This is a genomic window from Sphingobium sp. CR28 (assembly GCF_052327305.1).
Lineage (GTDB): Bacteria > Pseudomonadota > Alphaproteobacteria > Sphingomonadales > Sphingomonadaceae > Sphingobium.
The window spans coordinates 2005270-2022500 of sequence record NZ_CP182486.1; the positions used below are offsets into that span (position 1 = coordinate 2005270).

The 17231-nt window shown below is 64.2% G+C and carries 14 protein-coding genes; 6 read left to right on the forward strand and 8 right to left on the reverse strand.

All coding sequences use genetic code 11. From position 1 onward, the window contains the following. Positions 1 to 13: 13 nt before the first annotated feature. Positions 14 to 2503 (reverse strand): DNA topoisomerase (ATP-hydrolyzing) subunit B, encoded by a 2490-nt coding sequence (gyrB, locus tag ACNAOH_RS09630; RefSeq protein WP_443969972.1) that lies wholly within the window; start codon positions 2501 to 2503, stop codon positions 14 to 16. A gap of 195 nt (positions 2504 to 2698) precedes the next feature. Between gyrB and katG the strand changes: the two genes are divergently transcribed. Both katG and ACNAOH_RS09640 read left to right on the forward strand, forming a co-directional pair. After that, positions 2699 to 4891: a catalase/peroxidase HPI gene (gene katG, locus ACNAOH_RS09635; protein WP_443969973.1), complete on the forward strand. Its 2193-nt coding sequence runs from the start codon at positions 2699 to 2701 to the stop codon at positions 4889 to 4891. 177 nt (positions 4892 to 5068) lie between these two features. Further along, positions 5069 to 5794, forward strand: coding sequence for a class I SAM-dependent methyltransferase (locus ACNAOH_RS09640; RefSeq protein WP_443969974.1), 726 nt, complete (start codon positions 5069 to 5071; stop codon positions 5792 to 5794). A 51-nt stretch (positions 5795 to 5845) separates the two neighbouring features. Here ACNAOH_RS09640 and ACNAOH_RS09645 read toward each other — a convergent pair whose 3' ends face one another. From ACNAOH_RS09645 to ACNAOH_RS09675, 7 genes are all read right to left on the reverse strand, one after another. Then, entirely contained in the window at positions 5846 to 6082 is a 237-nt protein-coding gene (locus ACNAOH_RS09645) for a hypothetical protein (protein ID WP_443969975.1), read from the reverse strand. A 394-nt stretch (positions 6083 to 6476) separates the two neighbouring features. Continuing rightward, positions 6477 to 7475 carry a DUF6607 family protein gene (locus ACNAOH_RS09650; protein ID WP_443969976.1) on the reverse strand — a complete coding sequence of 333 codons (999 nt, stop codon included), beginning with the start codon at positions 7473 to 7475 and terminating at the stop codon, positions 6477 to 6479. Positions 7476 to 7488: 13 nt separating this feature from the next. Then, positions 7489 to 9723, reverse strand: a complete 2235-nt coding sequence (locus ACNAOH_RS09655; protein ID WP_443969977.1) for a TonB-dependent hemoglobin/transferrin/lactoferrin family receptor — start codon at positions 9721 to 9723, stop codon at positions 7489 to 7491. A gap of 387 nt (positions 9724 to 10110) precedes the next feature. Further along, positions 10111 to 10662 (reverse strand): inorganic diphosphatase, encoded by a 552-nt coding sequence (ppa, locus tag ACNAOH_RS09660; protein ID WP_443969978.1) that lies wholly within the window; start codon positions 10660 to 10662, stop codon positions 10111 to 10113. A 36-nt stretch (positions 10663 to 10698) separates the two neighbouring features. After that, positions 10699 to 12660, reverse strand: a complete 1962-nt coding sequence (locus ACNAOH_RS09665; protein WP_443969979.1) for a M61 family metallopeptidase — start codon at positions 12658 to 12660, stop codon at positions 10699 to 10701. A 110-nt stretch (positions 12661 to 12770) separates the two neighbouring features. After that, positions 12771 to 13142, reverse strand: a complete 372-nt coding sequence (locus ACNAOH_RS09670) for a type II toxin-antitoxin system VapC family toxin (protein WP_443969980.1) — start codon at positions 13140 to 13142, stop codon at positions 12771 to 12773. Between the two features lie 9 nt (positions 13143 to 13151). After that, positions 13152 to 13349, reverse strand: a complete 198-nt coding sequence (locus ACNAOH_RS09675) for a type II toxin-antitoxin system VapB family antitoxin (RefSeq protein ID WP_443969981.1) — start codon at positions 13347 to 13349, stop codon at positions 13152 to 13154. A 113-nt stretch (positions 13350 to 13462) separates the two neighbouring features. On the opposite strand from ACNAOH_RS09675, the gene hisS reads away from it, so the two are divergent. From hisS to prmC, 4 genes are all read left to right on the forward strand, one after another. Next, entirely contained in the window at positions 13463 to 14791 is a 1329-nt protein-coding gene (gene hisS / locus ACNAOH_RS09680; RefSeq protein ID WP_443969982.1) for a histidine--tRNA ligase, read from the forward strand. Positions 14792 to 14993: 202 nt separating this feature from the next. Then, entirely contained in the window at positions 14994 to 16070 is a 1077-nt protein-coding gene (prfA, locus tag ACNAOH_RS09685) for a peptide chain release factor 1 (RefSeq protein WP_443969983.1), read from the forward strand. A 4-nt stretch (positions 16071 to 16074) separates the two neighbouring features. After that, positions 16075 to 16203 carry a hypothetical protein gene (locus ACNAOH_RS09690; RefSeq protein WP_443969984.1) on the forward strand — a complete coding sequence of 43 codons (129 nt, stop codon included), beginning with the start codon at positions 16075 to 16077 and terminating at the stop codon, positions 16201 to 16203. After that, positions 16184 to 17026, forward strand: a complete 843-nt coding sequence (prmC, locus tag ACNAOH_RS09695; protein WP_443969985.1) for a peptide chain release factor N(5)-glutamine methyltransferase — start codon at positions 16184 to 16186, stop codon at positions 17024 to 17026. The genes ACNAOH_RS09690 and prmC overlap by 20 nt, the downstream gene beginning before the upstream one ends. Positions 17027 to 17231 lie beyond the last annotated feature (205 nt).

The window sequence follows — 17231 nt, forward strand, 5'->3', positions numbered from 1 at the left end:
GAAAAATCCCGCTTTAGACGTCGAGATTGGCGACGTTGAGCGCGTTGTCCTGAATGAACTCGCGACGCGGCTCCACCACATCGCCCATCAGCCGTGTGAAGATCTCGTCGGCCACGTCCGCCTGTTCGATGGCGACGCGCAGCATCGAGCGGTTGGAGGGATCGAGCGTCGTTTCCCAGAGCTGCTCGGCGTTCATTTCGCCCAGCCCCTTGTAGCGCTGGATGGAGAGGCCCTTGCGGCCCGCCGCCAGCACCGCGTCGAGCAATTCGCTTGGCCGCGTCACGGTCACGGTTCCCTTGGCGGCGCTGGCAGGCTCGCCGTCCTCGTCGCTGTCGGCGGCAGCTGCTGCGGCCTTGATCGAGACCAGCCGGTTCGGCATCGCGTAGAGGCTCGCCTGCTCGCGGGTCAGCGTGTCCAGCTTGCGCGCCTCGGTCGACGCGATGAACGCCGCCTCGACGATATGATGGTCGGTCACACCGCGCAGCAGCCGCTCCAGATGGAAGCCGCCCTCCTCCGTCACCCGGCCGGACCAGCGCCCTTCGCTGTCGGCTACGTCGAGCCAGCGCGTCGCGCGATCCAGCGCATCGGCGCGGCTGTCGCCGGCATCGGGATTGAGCGCACCGGCCAGCGCCAGCGCCTCGATGATTGCCGGGTCGTAGCGGCGCGGTACATAGCGCATCAGGGTGCGCACGCGCCGGGCATGCTCCACAAGATCGCGCAGGTCGGCGCCGGAGCGCGTGCCGCCCTCGGTCTCCAGCAGCATCGCGTCGACGCCTGCATCCACCAGATACTGGTCGAGCGCGGCTTCATCCTTGAGGTAGACTTCGCTGCGTCCGCGCGTCGCCTTGTAGAGCGGCGGCTGAGCGATGTAGAGATGGCCCGCCTCGATGATCTGCGGCATCTGCCGGTAAAAGAAGGTGAGCAGCAGCGTGCGGATATGCGCGCCGTCCACGTCCGCGTCGGTCATGATGACGATCTTGTGGTAGCGCAGCTTCTCCAAGTTGAAGTCGTCGCGAATGCCGGTGCCCATTGCCTGGATGAGCGTGCCGATTTCGCGGCTGCCGAGCATCCGGTCGAAGCGCGCGCGCTCCACGTTCAGGATCTTGCCGCGCAGGGGCAGGATCGCCTGATTATGGCGGTTTCGGCCGCTCTTGGCGGAGCCGCCAGCCGAATCGCCCTCGACGAGGAAGAGTTCGCTCTTGGCGGGGTCGCGCTCCTGGCAGTCAGCGAGCTTGCCGGGCAGGCTGGCAATGTCCATCGCGCCCTTGCGTCGGGTCAGCTCGCGCGCCTTCTTGGCGGCTTCGCGCGCGGCCGCGGCGTCGATCACCTTCTGCACGATACTGCGCGCGTGACCGGGGTTTTCTTCCAGCCACTCGGCCAGCTTGTCCGCCATCAGGCTTTCGAGCGGCTGACGCACTTCGGAGGAGACCAGCTTGTCCTTGGTCTGGCTGCTGAACTTGGGATCGGGCAATTTGACGGAAACGATCGCGGTCAGCCCCTCGCGCATGTCGTCGCCCGTCAGGCTTACCTTCTCCTTCTTGAGCAGGCCCGACTTGTCGCCATAGTTGTTGAGCGTCCGGGTCAGCGCGGCGCGAAACGCAGCCAGATGGGTGCCGCCGTCACGCTGCGGGATGTTGTTCGTGAAGCACAGGACGTTTTCGTAATAGCTGTCGTTCCACTCCAGCGCGACGTCGATGGTCACGTCGTCGCGGGTGCCATTGATCGCCACGGGTTCGGGCATCAGCGGCGTCTTGTTGCGGTCGAGCCATTTCACGAAGGCGGCGATGCCCCCCTCATAGTAAAGCTCGACCTCTTTCTTCTCCTCGTGCCGCGCGTCAGTGAGGAACAGGCGCACGCCCGAGTTGAGGAAAGCGAGCTCGCGATAGCGGTGCTCCAGCTTCTCGAAGTCGAACTCGGTGATCTTGAAGGTAGCAGGCGAGGGCAGGAAGGTGACGCGCGTGCCCTTGAGGTCACCGGCCGGGCCGACCACGCGCAGCGGCGCTTCGGCATCGCCATGGCGGAAGCGCATGGTATGCTCCTGCCCGTCACGCCAGATGGTGAGGTCGAGCCATTCGGAGAGGGCGTTCACGACGCTGACGCCCACGCCATGCAGGCCGCCCGACACCTTGTAGGCATTGTCGTCGGATGTGTTCTCGAACTTTCCACCGGCGTGGAGCTGGGTCATGATGACCTCCGCCGCCGAGACGCCTTCTTCCTTGTGAATGCCGGTCGGGATGCCGCGGCCATTGTCCGTCACGGAGACGGAGCCATCGGCATTGAGCACGATGTCGATGCGGTCGCAGTGCCCCGCCAGTGCTTCGTCGATCGCGTTGTCCGAGACCTCGAACACCATGTGGTGCAGGCCCGAGCCGTCATCGGTGTCGCCGATGTACATGCCGGGGCGCTTGCGCACCGCGTCCAGACCCTTCAGCACCTTGATGCTGTCGGCGCCATAGTCGTTTTCGTTCTGCTGCGGGGGGGTGTTGGGCGTCTGTTCCGTCATGCCGAGTATATAGGGTCTGAGGCGCTGTAACGAAAGCGAAATGCGCTCTCGTGGAAGGCTCATTTGCCTGCCCTGTGCGCCGCCGCCGCCCCGCTGCGGCTGATCGCTTTTCTCGTTCACAAAGACGAACATAAACGACTTGGGTGGGACGCATTTCGATTTTACTCTCCAGCCACGCTTTTTGGGAGAGACCTCATGGACATGAAGACGAGCAATCCTGAGTCCGGTTGCCCGGTGCACGGCGCCGGCCGTTCCCTTCTCGGCCGTACCAACAAGGACTGGTGGCCGGATATGCTGGCAACCGAAATCCTGAACCCGAACGGCCCGTCCAATCCGCTGGGACCGGACTTCGACTATGCCGAAGCCTTCAAGCAGCTCGACTATCAGGCGCTGAAGGCGGATCTTCACGCCCTGATGACGGACAGCCAGCCCTGGTGGCCGGCGGATTACGGTCACTACGGCCCCTTCTTCATCCGCATGGCCTGGCATGCTGCCGGCACCTATCGCACGGCGGACGGGCGCGGCGGCGCCAACAGCGGCCAGCAGCGCTTTGCACCGCTCGACAGCTGGCCCGACAACGGCAATCTCGACAAGGCGCGCCGCCTGCTGTGGCCGATCAAGCAGAAATACGGCAAGCATATCAGCTGGGCCGATCTGTTCATTCTCACCGGCAATGTCGCGATCGAGAGCATGGGCGGCCCGGTCTTCGGCTTCGGGGGCGGGCGCGCCGACGTGTTCGAGCCGGAACGCGACATCTACTGGGGCAGCGAGGACAAATGGGTCAACGAGGGCGTTCAGACCCGCATCGACCCGGACAAAGGTCTGGAGATCGAAGGGCCGCTCGCCGCGATCCAGATGGGTCTCATCTACGTGAACCCGGAAGGGCCGGGCGGCGTGCCCGATCCGCTGCAGTCCGCGCGCGACATCAAGGAAACCTTCGAGCGCATGGCGATGAACCATGAGGAGACCGTCGCGCTCACCGCGGGCGGCCACACCTTCGGCAAGGCGCATGGCAATGGCGACGCGTCGCTCCTTGGCAAGGCGCCCTCCGGTGGCGATCTGGCAGCGCAGGGCTTCGGCTGGGTCTCAAGCCATGAGAGCGGAGGCATCGGCGAGCACACCGTCACCAGCGGCATCGAGGGGTCTTGGGTCAACACGCCGACCCAGTGGAGCGAGAACTACTTCCGCCTGCTGCTCGACTATGACTATGAGCTGGTCCACTCGCCGGCCGGCGCGCAGCAGTGGCAGCCGATCGACCAGCGCGAAGAGGACATGGCCCCGGCGGCCTGGGACGCGAGCCTCAAGGTGCCGACGATGATGACCACGGCCGATATGGCGCTAAAGATGGACCCCGAGTTCCGCGCGATCAGCGAGAAATTCCGCAACGATCACGAAGCGTTCAAGGATGCCTTCGCGCGGGCATGGTTCAAGCTGACGCATCGCGACATGGGGCCGAAGGTCCGCTATCTCGGCCCGGAAGTGCCGGTGGAAGATCTGATCTGGCAGGATCCCATCCCTGCCGGCGCCATGCCCACAGGCGCCGAAGTCGCGGCCGTGAAGGCGAAGATTGCGGCGAGTGGCCTGACCGTCAGCCAGCTCGTCAAGACCGCCTGGGCTTCGGCCAGCACATATCGCAAGTCCGATCATCGCGGCGGCGCCAATGGCGCGCGCATTCGCCTTGCGCCGCAAAAGGACTGGGACGTCAATGAGCCCGCGATGCTCGCGAACGTGCTGGAGACGCTGGACGGTCTGCGCGGCTCGCTGTCGATGGCGGATGCGATCGTGCTTGGCGGCGTCGTGGGCCTTGAGAAGGCGATCAGCGACGCCGGGTTCAGCGTCGCGGTGCCGTTCACGGGCGGGCGCGGCGATGCCACTGAAGAGCAGACCGATGGTGACAGCTTCGCCGTGATGGAGCCGGAGGCGGACGCCTTCCGCAACTATCTCGGCAAGAAAAAGCTGGCGGTGAAGACCGAGGAGATGATGCTCGACCGCGCCTCATTGCTGGGCCTGTCCGTGCCGGAAATGACGGTGCTGATTGGTGGCCTGCGCGTGCTCGGTGCCAATCATGGCGAGCGTGGCCATGGTCATTTCACCAAGCGTTCGGGGCAGCTCACCAACGACTTCTTCGTCAATCTGCTTGGCATGACCAATGTCTGGAAGGCGGTGGAAGGCTCGGACGATCAGGAGTTTATCGCCACTGACCGCAAGGGCGGCCACGAGACGTGGCGCGCCACGCGGGCCGATCTGATCTTCGGCTCCAACTCGGAGCTGCGCGCCGTGGCCGAGGTCTATGCCGAAAGCGGCAGCGAGGAGAAGTTCGTGAAGGACTTCGTCGCCGCCTGGAGCAAGGTGATGAACGCCGACCGCTGGGATCTTGTGGCGGCTTGAACCTTCGATCGAGAGTCTGCCGGCGGCTTCGGCAGACTCTCGGCCTAGGCCATTCCTGAAATGCGCATGGCGCCGCGTCGACCCATGCGCTAGCTATGTTGCGCCCACCGGTGCTCCGCGATTCCTTGCCTTCGGGCGGGCCGTGATACCCATCGCCGGCGGCAAGGGAGAGAGATCATGGCCCGCATTCATCTGCTTCATGCCATCGCTGCCACGGTGATGCTTGCAACTGCTGCCCCTGTTTTGAGCGCCACCCCTGCGGAAAGTGCTGTCGCTGATCCCGCACGTCCGGAAGCGGACCGCGCGCGCGATGCCGACCGCAAGCCGGCTGAGCTGGTGACGTTCGCAGGCGTCAAGCCGAGCGCGACTGTCGCGGAGCTTGCGCCGGGCGGCGGTTATTTCACGCGCATTCTCGTCGGTACAGTGGGGGCGAAGGGCCATGTCTATGCCATGGTCGGCCGCCCGTCACCGGCGCTGTCAGACTATGCCACGAGCCATCCCAATCTCAGCGTGGTCTCGGCCAAGTCTGGCGAGATCAACGTGCCCGCTCCGGTCGATGTGGTCTGGACGACGCTCAACTATCATGACTTCAAGAACGCGAAGGTCGGCGAGAGCGACGTTGCCGCGCTGACGAATGCGGCCGCGTTCAAGGCGCTCAAGCGCGGCGGCATTTATCTGGTTGTCGATCATCAGGCGGCGCCCGGATCGGGGACCAGCGCCACCTCGAGCCTGCACAGGATCGAATCGGCAGCGGTGAAGAAGGAGGTTGAGGCCGCCGGCTTCAAGCTGGCAGGCGAAAGCCCGCTTCTGCATCATGCGGCGGACGATCACACGCTGCGCGTGCAGGAGAGCGGCATTCGCGGCAAGACGGATCAGTTCGTCCTGAAATTCCGCAAGCCCTGAAGGTCATCGCAGCGGGCACGGCCGGCCTATTGGGGCCGGCCGCAGCGCCGGTTACGCCTGATAAGGTGTCTGCATGCGGGACACATAAAGGGATGAGCGGGCGACCGGCGTCCCGATAAGGCGTGCCTTCATGCCTCGCCTCAAGGTGTCGGCATCAGGCAGGTTGTTGAGCACCACGCGTGTGCCGCCGAAAGGCAGCGGTTCGATGACCGAAATGGCGATCTTCTGCTTCGTGCAATAATCGGTCACTTCGACGACAGTGGCTGTGAGAGTGATCGCGCGGCTCATGCGGGCGATCCTCCCGCAACCGCATAGCCACGGCGCAGGGTCTTTAAAAAGGGATTGAAGTTGGTCATTGGACGCGTCCCGGTCAGCAAGCGGGAGCGCGGATGGTCTCTCAGTCAGGGCGAAAGCTTGCGGAGCGGCTCGCGGTGATGCGGGCTCGATGACACAGAAGTGTTGCCATGTCGTCGGAATTCGTCCGCTACCGGTTTTTGGCACTGCACCGACGGCACGCCCGGGGCCAGATGGAAACTCGGGCAAAATCTGATCGTGGTATGCGCTCAGGCGGCGTTCTTAGCGGCCTTGTTCTGCTGATAGCGCTCGATTGCTTCGAGGGTGATGCGGGGGGAAGGATGAGCGCGCCGCCACAATTGCGCGCTCATCCCCGACCGCCTGGCTGTCAGCGCGGCGCGGCGGTCACTTCCGCGATCACCGCACGTCCGCGCCGGATCGCATCGGCGGTCTTGGTCTTTCCGGCCTGTATGTCGTCGGCGAGGGTCATCAGCCGTTCCGCCCCGGCTGATCCGGTGTCGGGCACTTCCGCAGCGCTAACCCCGTTGCTTTTGCTGATTGCTTCGTCCCAGGCAGAGCGGATCGCCGCCCAATAGTCTTTGGTCGCGGCCCAGTAGGCGTCGGCGGCGGCGACATCAAACCCGCTGTCCTTCACATAGCTGTTGAGCACGGATTCCTGCACGAAGGGGACGAGCTTGTCGCTCCCCGCCGTGCCCGGCTCCGCACCCATCTTCATATTGTCCTGCCAGTGGATCCAGCCGGCAGGCGAGGGGGAGTGGCGGTTGATCGCGAGATAGCGGTCATAGACCGGCTTCCTCACTGCATCGCGCCGGGCGAGCGGGCGCCAGGTCCAGTTGCTGCGCCAGCGCCGCACGCCGCCTTCGGTGGTCCATTGCCCCCAGCCGCCGTAACGCGGCGAATCGTCGGTCTGCCACACTGTCTGGGACCAGCGGCCACCGCGCATGGTTTGTGGCACGGCTTCCTGGTTCCACCGGCCCTTGCCGGCATAGACGAGCACGGTTTCCGGCTCGTAGGTCCAGTCCTGCCGCCAGTGCTTGATGACGAAGGTCTTGCCGTTCTCATCCTTCACCACGAGCAGATGCTGAAGTACGATGTGGCGACCCGTATCCTCGATCACGCGGACGCTTTCATATCCGCCGGAAATTTTGGCGGGGATCGGCGTATAGTCGCTGCGCCAGGGCGTCGTCTCGCGCATGTCGAACGTCACCTTGTAGTCGCCTGCCATCGCCAGAATGTCGGCGCGGTCCGCCGTGAAGGACGAGGTTTCGGCCTCGGCGCTCCTCGGCTTCACCGGGCCATCGGCGATGGCAGGCGTGGTCGCCAGCACGCTGGCGGCGATCATCAGGGATGTGAACAGGGTTTTCATGAGGATGGTCCCTTCAGAAGCGGGCAGTGATGGAGACGCTGGCGTTGCGTCCCGGCTGAGTGAATGCGTCGAGGAGGGAGACGGACTGGCCGGCGCCGTTGACCGCCGAGGCATTGGCGGCAAGGCCGCGCACATCGCTCCACCACGCATATTTGCGGTTCAGGATGTTGAAGACGCCGGCGCGCAGGGTCAGCGCCTCGCCGATCCGCACATAAGCGGTCGCATCGAGGATGGTGAACGCGCCGGGCCTGAAGCAGGGTGATCCGCTGCAGATCGTCGTCGCGCCTGTCGCGGTGCGATAGGTGGTGCGGTCCAGCTCCTTCTGAGCCGCGTGCGTGCCGATGATCTGGCCGCCGAAGCGTCCGTTGGGATCGTCGAAGCCCAGGCCCATCACCAGCTTGAGCGGGTCAATGGTCGAGAGCGGGGATCGCACACCGCCAGCGCCCGTCACGGTGCCGGTGGCGTAGCTGATCGCCATGCGCGCGGAGAGACCACTCTTCGCACGCAGGCCGAGCGATCCTTCCGCACCCTCGATCCGCACGCGATTGAGGTTGATGAACTGGAACACCGCCGGGTTTGCCGGGGTGAAGCCGCCGCCCACCACTTCCTGGCTAATGAAGTTGCGATAGCGGCCGGAGAAGGCCGTCACCGAACCTACGACGCCACCCTGCGCCACACGCAGTCCGCCTTCCACCGTCTCGCTCGTCTCGGGCTTGAGGTCGGGATTGGGCAACGAGGTGTAACCCTGGGCCAGGTTCTGGAAGAACTGGTTCACCTGCGTGGGTGAGGGCGCCTTGAAGCCACGCGCATAGTTGGCGAACAGATTGACCGGGCCGAGCTTGGCTACGCCGCCAATCTTGGGGGAGAGGCGCGATCCGCTCTGCTCCGCTGCCGCGAAGCGGGGCAGCAATGGGTCGCTCTGCGGGTCGAGGCTGTAATGGTCGAAGCGCAGCACCGGGAAAAGCGTCAGTCGCCCATCCGCGAAACTCAGTTCGTCCGCCAGATACGCGCCGGCCAGCGTGAAGTTGGTTTCCGGGAAGGCGCGGGTCGGAAAGACGTCGGGCGGCGTCGGTGTCGTGCCGTCGCGAAGGCCCGTCTGCCGGGTCACGCTCACATCGCCACCGTAGACGAGGCGGTGGCCGATTGCACCCGTCGTCGCGTCGCTGCGCAGTTCGAGGCTGGCGCCGATTACTCGGTTCTCGAAGGTGTTGAGACGAGTGCGGTCGGCGGCGGTGTTGCGGTCCTCGGCGGAGAACTGCCGGTTCTCGCCGTCCTGATACCAGAGTGTTAGCTGCGCGCTGTCGATCGCACCACTGCCCTGATAGCGCCAGTCGAGGCTCACCCGGTCGCGCCGTGTCTTGTCGCGCGCGGTGAGGCCGATCACGCTGGTCGCCGCCGTCGGACGCGCCGCGATCCCGCTCAGCACATTGGTGCTCACATGGCTGTCGAGATGGTCGAAGGTCAGGCGGACGCGATGTGCGTCATTGGGGCTCCACACGATCTTGCCGAGGATCGCGTTGGACCGCGTGTCCTGTGGGTTGGGGGCGGTGCGGCTGGCATTGGGCGCTTCATTGGCGCCCTTATTGTCCAGTTCGTGCCCGTCGCGGCGGGTATAGGCGATGAGCGCCGACCAGGCGCCGCTGCGCCCGGCGAGGATGCCTGTCTCGCTGAACTGATCGTCCGCCGAATCATAGGCGGCGCGGGCCAGCCCCGCGATTGATTTGCCTTCCTTGAGGAAATCGGCCGGATCGCTGGTTATGAAGCTCACTGCACCCGCCAGGCCGTCGCTGCCATAGAGCGCCGAGGCCGGGCCGCGCAGGATCTCGACCGATTTAACGAGGCCCACGTCCACATAGTCGCCGCGACCGGAGGACTGTGCGCCGAAGTCGAAACCATCGGGCACGCGCACGCCGTCCACCTGCACGAGCACGCGGTTGCCTTCCAGTCCGCGGATATTGAAGCCGGCATTGCCGTCGCGCCCCGTGGCGCCGCTTGCCGCGCCGAACCGGCTGAGTGCGCGCCGCACGCTCACGCCGGGCTCGAAGCGAACGAGATCCTTGATATCGGACGCGAGCTGATCGGCGATCTGCCTGTCAGTGATGACGGAGACGGTCGCCGGCACGTCGATGATGGCCTGTGGAAGGCGAGTGGCTGTGACAGTGATTGCGCCGCGCGAATCGAAGGTGACGAGTGGATCGCCGTCCTGCGCCTGTGCTGCTTGCGGGGCCAGCGCGAGGCAGAGAGCCAATGCGGAGAGCCCCCCGCCCGATCTTGTACGGAGGCGACAGGCAACAGAACGACGATTGGCAATCACAACCACATACCCCTATTTCAATGATATTGAGAATCGTTATCGAATTAAGCGCCTAGAAGGCCGGCCTTGCTTGCGTCAAGACCTTTATCGATAATGAGTAGCAATAGCTAAATATGGGTAGTTCGGAGGTTCAGCGTTCGGGTCGGTGGTCGAATGGATGGGCCGTTCCAGGGAGCGGACATGGACTGGCAGGCGCGTGCGTGGCCAGAGCACTTTCGGTCAGATCAGATCATCCGACGGATCAAGAATTCCGGACACTAAAAACCCCGTTCCGGCGTGATTTGGCCGGAACAGGGTCTTTGTTGTCGCTCAGCTTTGCGCTCAGGCGGCGTTCTTGGCCGCCTTGCTCTGCTGATAGCGCTCGATCGCTTCGAGGGTGATGCGGCGGGCATCTTCCGCGCCGCCCCAGGTGCCGACGCGCACCCACTTGGTCTTTTCCAGATCCTTATAGTGAGTGAAGAAGTGCTCGATCTGCTCCATCACGATGCCGGGCAGATCGTCCTTTTCGCCGACGTCGGCATAATAAGGGAACGTCTTGTTGTCCGGCACGCAGACCAGCTTCTCGTCGCCGCCGGCCTCGTCCTCGAGGTTCAGCACCGCGATCGGGCGGGCGCGGACGACCGATCCCGGCACGAAGGGCGAGCGGGCGATGACCAGCGCGTCGAGCGGGTCGCCATCGGGCGAGAGCGTGTGCGGCACGAAGCCATAGTTGGCCGGGTAGCGCATCGGCGTGTGCAGGATGCGGTCGACGAACAGCGCGCCCGATGCCTTGTCGAACTCGTATTTCACGGGTTCGCCGCCGGTCGGGACTTCGATGATCACATTGAGGCTGTGCGGCGGATCGTCACCGACCGGAATAAGCTCGATATTCATGGAAGGATTTTACCTGTTCTTGTCTGGGGTTAACGATCATCCCGTCGTCCGCGCCCGCAAGAGACGATCGAGACTGCCTTCGCCCTCTCCTTGTTTTCTCAGGTGCGGATAGCGGATACCACCCGAATAATCGAGCGTGATCGTGCGGTATCTCTTGTCCTGCTTCAGGATCAGCGTCACCGGGTTTTTCTTGTCCTTTGCGGCAGTCAGCGCGTTTTTCAGGACGTCCGCCGAATATTCGTCACCATTGACGGCCAGGATGCGGTTGCCGATTGCCATTCCGGCCTTGAACGCGGCGCTTCCCCAGATGACGCTGGTGACCTCACCGCCGTCATTCTTCACGATCATGCCGGGGCCGAAACTCATGTCGATGGACTTGGCGGAGCTCTCTGAGTCCTTCACGGTGGTGTTGGGCGTCTCGTCATAGACGAGGCGATAGCCGCCCATGTCGAACCCGGCCTTGGTGACTTCCTTTGTCGGCTGGTCCACTCGCGTGGCGAAGAAGCCCGTCCAGTCATAGGGGCTGATGGCGTTCAGCGTGTCGATCACGTCCTGCCGCGTGAAGGTCACTTGTCCCCAGTCGCCCTCCTTCAAGCCATTGGTCTTGCCGAAGAACGCCTTGGCGAAGTCGTCGAGGCCTTTGCTGCCGCCACTGGCCTTCTGGATGATCGCGTCGGCTTCCAGCCAGATCATCAGGCCCTCGTTGTAATAATCCTCGCTGCGCTGCCAGCTGGTCCACGCCTTGGGGCGGCGGGCGGAGATGATCGGATCGTTGGTGGTGTCGACCATCGGCCGCCACTCGCGCCCCTTGGTGAGGTCCAGCCGCGCGGCGATGGAGGCCAGCGCATCCAGCGTCTGCGGCTTGGAGGTGATGCCCGAGCGGTTGCCCAGTATATAGCCCCAGAACTGGGTCTGGCCTTCATACACCCATAGCGTCTCGTTCTGCATCGGGGTGCGGAAGTCGGGCGTCCAGAGCGTCGCGCCCCGGCGGAACTTGCCGTCCCAGCTATGCGTGAACTCGTGCGGCAGCAGGTTGCGCCGCCCCGGTCCGTCATTCCACTTGGTGAAGTAACCTGGACCCACCCCGTTTTCGGAGCTGCGATGATGCTCCAGGCCAATGCCGCCCATCTCGTCGGTGATGGCGAAGAGGAAGTCGTAATGGTCGAAATGCTTCGCGCCGAACAGCGCGAGCGCTTCGTCGACCAGTTTCTTGTGGAATCCGATCTGCTCGGGCGTCGCCGCAAGCTCGGCAGGGGTGTCGGCCATCACGTTGAGCGTCACGTCATGGCCCAGATCGAACCGCTTCATATAAGGGCCGGCGAAGATCGGCGAATCGATCAGCGTCTCATAGTCGGTGGCCGCATAGTCGATGCGCGCGCCCGCCTTGGTGCCGCGCATTGCGGTCGCCGCTTCCCAGCCGGCGGGGAAGGTGACGCTCGCCTGCACGGGTACGCGACGGGTATAATAGCCCGCCGGATACATTGAGAGCGCCTCGAACTGCAGGTTCATCATCTTGTCGGTGATGTTCACTCGGCCCTGCGCGGCAGTCGTGGGCGCCAGAAACTGGAAGGTCGCCACCAGCGTGCGGGCATTTTCGGGCAGCGAAAGGTGGAAGGCGTAGACGTCCAGCGTATCGCGCAGCCAGGCGACGGGCTTTCCATCGACCTTGAACGCGATGCCGGCGATCTTGTCGATCGGCCCGCGCGGCGCGTGATTGCCCGGCAGCCATTCGGGGAAGAGCAGGGTCAGCGGCCCGCCCCCGCCAGCCAGCGGAATGGTCTGCGTCACATTGACGATGCGCCGGTCGAGGTCGGTCGCGTCGACCTCCACTTTCATCGTGCCGCCCGGCCAGGGAATGTCGCGCGCGGTGGGCACGGTATCGACGATCGGCGCGGCCGTGGGCGCGGAGCGGTTCACGCGGTCGATCTGGGCGGAGGCGGGGGAGAGGGCGGAAGCAGCCAGCAGGGCGGCAAGAGAGAATAGTGGAGAACGGGGCATTCATCACCTCGTTGAAGGGATTGTCATCATAAGGCCTGCGGGGCGGGCCTTGTGTGGATGCCAGCCAGCATGGCGGCACATCCGGCTGGCGTCCAGCCTTTGGGCTTGCATCAGGGGTCGGTACTGCTCGCCAGGCCCATCCGCGCTGCAAGCTCATGAAGCCGCCGGTCGCGCGTCCACAGGCGCAGGCCCGGCGTCAGCATCGTCGCGGCGATGAGATGTGCGTCAACATAGCCGATACCCAGACTATAGAGCGGCTGTCGCTCGATCAGAGCCTGCACCTCTTCGTCGCTGGCTATTGTCGCTATGGGCAAGTCGCCCATCAGCCCCAGTACCACCTCCCGCTGCCGCAGACTGCCAAGCGCGATCTCGCCGATGACGAAGGGATGGGTAAACACGCGCCCGGCCTCCAGGTCTTGCGAGAGCCGCGCGTCGCCATGACGGAGGTGATCGACCCAGACGGAGCTGTCAGCCAATATCATTGCGGGCTGTCAGTCCCCATCCACCCGTCGCCGGGGTGCAAGCTCAATGTCTGGCTCGGTTCCGCCCAGCCGGGCGAGGCGACGCGCGCTCTCACGCTCGATCAGCGCCTTGAAAGCCTCGCGCACCAGCTGTCCGCGCTCACGAACACCGGTCATTGCCTCGGCTCTAGCAAGCTGCTCGTCGTCGATCGTGATGGTCGTGCGCATAGAGTGATGGCCTCCTGCATTAAATATAGCATCATTTGATGCATGTTTCTACGCGGGTGGTTAACTGAGTTATGTTTTCTTTTACCTGCGTCTCGCGCTAAAGGCGCGCGCATATGGCGAAGATCGAGACACCCAAGCCCGTGCGCGGCACGCAGGACATGCTGGGCGGCAAGCCCGATAGTCTGGCGGACAAGTTCACTCATGTCGTCGAGACGTTCGAGCGCGTGCGTCGGCTCTATGGCTTCCGGCGCGTGGAAGTGCCGATGTTCGAGCCAACTGCCGTTTTCTCCCGCTCGCTGGGCGAGACCACCGATGTCGTCTCGAAGGAAATGTATTCGTTCGAGGATCGCGGCGGCGATTCGATCACGCTGCGGCCGGAGTTCACTGCCGGCATCGCGCGCGCCTATATCACCGAGGGCTGGCAGCAATATGCTCCCTTGAAGGTCGCGACGCACGGTGCGCTGTTTCGCTACGAGCGCCCGCAAAAGGGCCGTTACCGTCAGTTCCACCAGCTTGATGCCGAGATTATCGGCGCGGCCGAGCCGCTGGCGGACGCGGAACTGCTGATCTTCGCGGACCAGTTGCTCAAGGAACTGGGCATCAGCGAAGGCGTCACTCTCACGCTCAATACCCTGGGCGATGCGGCCAGCCGCGATTCATGGCGCGCGGCGCTGGTCGTGCATTTCGATGGGCACCGTGCCAGCCTGTCGGAAGAGAGCCTTGCCCGCCTCGAAAAGAACCCGCTGCGCATCCTGGACAGCAAGGATCCACGCGATCAGGCGATCGTCGCGACTGCGCCGGATATCGACGCCCATTTAACCGATGAGGCTCGTTCATTCTTCGAAAAAGTGACGGATGGGTTAAAGGCCGCGGATGTCGCCTGGCAACGCAATGCTCGGCTCGTGCGCGGCCTCGATTATTATCGCCACACCGCCTTCGAGTTCGTGACCGATCGGCTTGGCGCGCAGGGCACCGTGCTCGGCGGCGGCCGCTATGACGGCCTCATCGAGAACCTCGGCGGTCCCGCCACCCCGGCTGTCGGCTGGGCAGCGGGCATTGAGCGACTGGCGATGCTGGTGGACAGTGTGCCGGACAATCGGACCGATGTCTCAATCATTTGCGATGATTGGACTCAGGGTCGGTTATTCAGCGTGGTCAAAGTCCTTCGGTCATGCGGTGTGAGCGTCGACCATGCCTTCAAAGAGAACCGTAAAAAGCAATTCGAGTTTGCTTCGAAGAAGGTGAAGCCGAAAGTTCTGCTTTACCTGAATCATGTGGAGCAAGACCGTGATAGTGGCCCGCTGATGGTTCAATTGCGCTCCGAAATCGGGGAGGCCGCAGGACTTGGCGTTGCCCAGAAGATTTGGGATGCTTTGGCTTCCAGATTCATTGTCAGTGAACTTGAAACGCCGTGGATGGCGAAGCTCGATCTGCGACCATAAGCATGACCACCATCTCCCCTCATCACTCCCATCGCCCTGAACTTGTTTCAGATTTCTCTCAGCACACCTCTCATCACCCCTCCCTTTCAAGGGAGGGGCAGGGGGTGGGTGACGCGCGTCGCGCGTTCAGTATCGCCGTAGTTACAGAAGACCCCACCCCTTCCCCCTCCCCTGAAGGAGAGGGGCTTATAGGGTTGACCCCATGACCATCTCCCCAGATCGCATTGCCGCGATCCTGCGTCGGCAGGAGGAAGTGCAGGCACAGATGTCCCGCCCGGATCTCGATCCGGCCGAGTTCGTCCGCCTGTCCAAGGATTATGCCGAGCTCGAGCCGGTGGTGCGGGCCGCATCAGAGGTGGAGGGGCTGCGCGCCGAGCAGAGCGAGCTCGAAGCGATGCTTGCTGATCCGGAAATGAAGGCCATGGCGCAGGAGGAGTTGGAGAGCGTGCGCGCCCGGCTTCCCCAGGCCGAGCATGATCTCGCCGTCTCGCTGCTGCCGCGTGACGCCGCCGATGAGCGCGCCGCGATGCTGGAAATCCGCGCCGGGACGGGCGGGGACGAAGCCGCGCTGTTCGCGGGCGACCTGTTCCGCATGTATCAGCGCTATGCCGAATCGCGCGGCTGGCGGGTCGAGCTCATTTCCGCCAACGCCTCCGAGGCGGGCGGCTTCAAGGAAGTGATCGCCAGCATCACGGGTGCAGGCGTCTTCGCCCGGCTCAAGTTCGAGAGCGGGGTTCACCGCGTCCAGCGCGTGCCGGTCACGGAGAGCGGTGGGCGCATTCACACCAGCGCTGCCACGGTCGCCGTGTTGCCCGAGGCGGAGGAAGTGGACGTCGCGATCAACGAGGCGACGGACCTGCGCATCGACGTCTATCGTTCGTCCGGCGCGGGCGGCCAGCATGTGAACACGACCGATTCCGCCGTGCGCATCACGCATTTACCCACGGGCATCGTCGTCACTCAGCAGGATGAGAAGTCCCAGCACAAGAACAAGGCCAAAGCCTTGAAGGTGCTCCGCGCCCGGTTATACGAGGCCGAGCGCGAGCGGACGCAGAGCGAGCAGGCCGGCGCCCGCAAGGCGATGGTCGGCTCGGGCGACCGCTCCGAGCGCATCCGAACCTATAATTTTCCACAAGGGCGCGTCACCGATCATCGCATCAACCTGACTCTCCACCGCCTGCCCGAGATTCTCGAAGGTGCGGCGCTGGACGATGTCATTGCCGCCCTGATTGCAGAGGACGAGGCCGCGCGCCTCGCACAACTCGATGAAGCAGCATAAGCCCTTGAATCCCCCGCCGGCCGGATGGCGCCTCGTCGCCTTCTCCTCCCGGCCCGTTGCCCGCACCGGCTCGGCCGATGCGCGGACGGGGCAGGATCGCGAATCGCGCAAGCGTGTCATCGCCGCTCGCTGACTGGCTGCGGGAGGGCGCGGCGCGGCTCTCCACCGTCTCGGATACGCCCCGGCTGGATGCGGAGCTGATCGCGGCCTATGCGCTGGGGCTCTCCCGCGCCGACATGCTGCTGCGCCTGCGCGATCTGGCCGTGCCGGACGAGGCTGAGGCTTTGCTGGAGCGACGCCTTGCGCATGAGCCGGTGGCGCACCTCACCGGCACGCGCGATTTCTGGACGCTGACGCTGAAGGTGACGCCGGACGTGTTGATTCCCCGGCCGGACAGCGAGACGCTGATTGAGGCGGCGATCGATCATTTCCGGGACCGCCCGCCGCCCCGCCGCATTCTGGATCTCGGCACTGGGTCGGGCGCGCTGCTGCTCGCGGCGCTTGATGTCTGGCCGGGAGCTACCGGGGTGGGCGTGGACATCTCGCCCGCCGCGCTTGCCGTCGCGCGGGAGAATGCAGTGGTATGCGGCATGGCCGGGCGCGCCGAATTCCGCCTCGGCGACTGGTGCGGGGGGCTGGATGGCGAGGGCTTCGATCTCGTCCTCTCCAACCCCCCCTATATAAAGAAGTCTGCAAGTCTGGATGCGCAGGTGCTGCGCGAGCCGGAAATGGCGCTTTTCGGTGGGACTGATGGCCTGGATGCCTATCGGGTGCTGGCCCGGCAGCTGCCCGGTTTCAACGACAGTTTGTTGCTGGCGGTGATCGAGATCGGCTGGGATCAGCGGGAAACCGCCGCTGCGCTCTTCGCCGAAGCCGGTTTTACTGTTGGTATAAGGTGTGACCTGGCCGGCCACCCCCGCTGCCTTGTCCTAAGGTCGCCCGAAAAGTCGGTCTAAAAACGGGGTCTGAGCGACGGGAAGCGCTTTTTTAACGTTGATATGCGAATTTCGCTTGGTTTGAAGCTTGCGAGCCATTATCTCGGCTACAGGACAGCCTTATTCCGGCGCATGGGCGCGGGGGGCTGACCTGCTCCCACAGGCTTGGCGGTGCGTTTGAATTTCCAGCGCCGCACAACGAGGCAAGGGGACGCGAGAAGCGCGC

Excerpts from the sequence above, each read along its gene's own strand:
- gyrB (WP_443969972.1), bottom strand. The coding sequence starts at position 2,503 with ATGACGGAACAGACGCCCAACACCCCCCCGCAGCAGAACGAAAACGAC.
- katG (WP_443969973.1), top strand. The coding sequence starts at position 2,699 with ATGGACATGAAGACGAGCAATCCTGAGTCCGGTTGCCCGGTGCACGGC.
- ACNAOH_RS09640 (WP_443969974.1), top strand. The coding sequence starts at position 5,069 with ATGGCCCGCATTCATCTGCTTCATGCCATCGCTGCCACGGTGATGCTT.
- ACNAOH_RS09645 (WP_443969975.1), bottom strand. The coding sequence starts at position 6,082 with ATGAGCCGCGCGATCACTCTCACAGCCACTGTCGTCGAAGTGACCGAT.
- ACNAOH_RS09650 (WP_443969976.1), bottom strand. The coding sequence starts at position 7,475 with ATGAAAACCCTGTTCACATCCCTGATGATCGCCGCCAGCGTGCTGGCG.
- ppa (WP_443969978.1), bottom strand. The coding sequence starts at position 10,662 with ATGAATATCGAGCTTATTCCGGTCGGTGACGATCCGCCGCACAGCCTC.
- ACNAOH_RS09665 (WP_443969979.1), bottom strand. The coding sequence starts at position 12,660 with ATGCCCCGTTCTCCACTATTCTCTCTTGCCGCCCTGCTGGCTGCTTCC.
- ACNAOH_RS09670 (WP_443969980.1), bottom strand. The coding sequence starts at position 13,142 with ATGATATTGGCTGACAGCTCCGTCTGGGTCGATCACCTCCGTCATGGC.
- ACNAOH_RS09675 (WP_443969981.1), bottom strand. The coding sequence starts at position 13,349 with ATGCGCACGACCATCACGATCGACGACGAGCAGCTTGCTAGAGCCGAG.
- hisS (WP_443969982.1), top strand. The coding sequence starts at position 13,463 with ATGGCGAAGATCGAGACACCCAAGCCCGTGCGCGGCACGCAGGACATG.
- prfA (WP_443969983.1), top strand. The coding sequence starts at position 14,994 with ATGACCATCTCCCCAGATCGCATTGCCGCGATCCTGCGTCGGCAGGAG.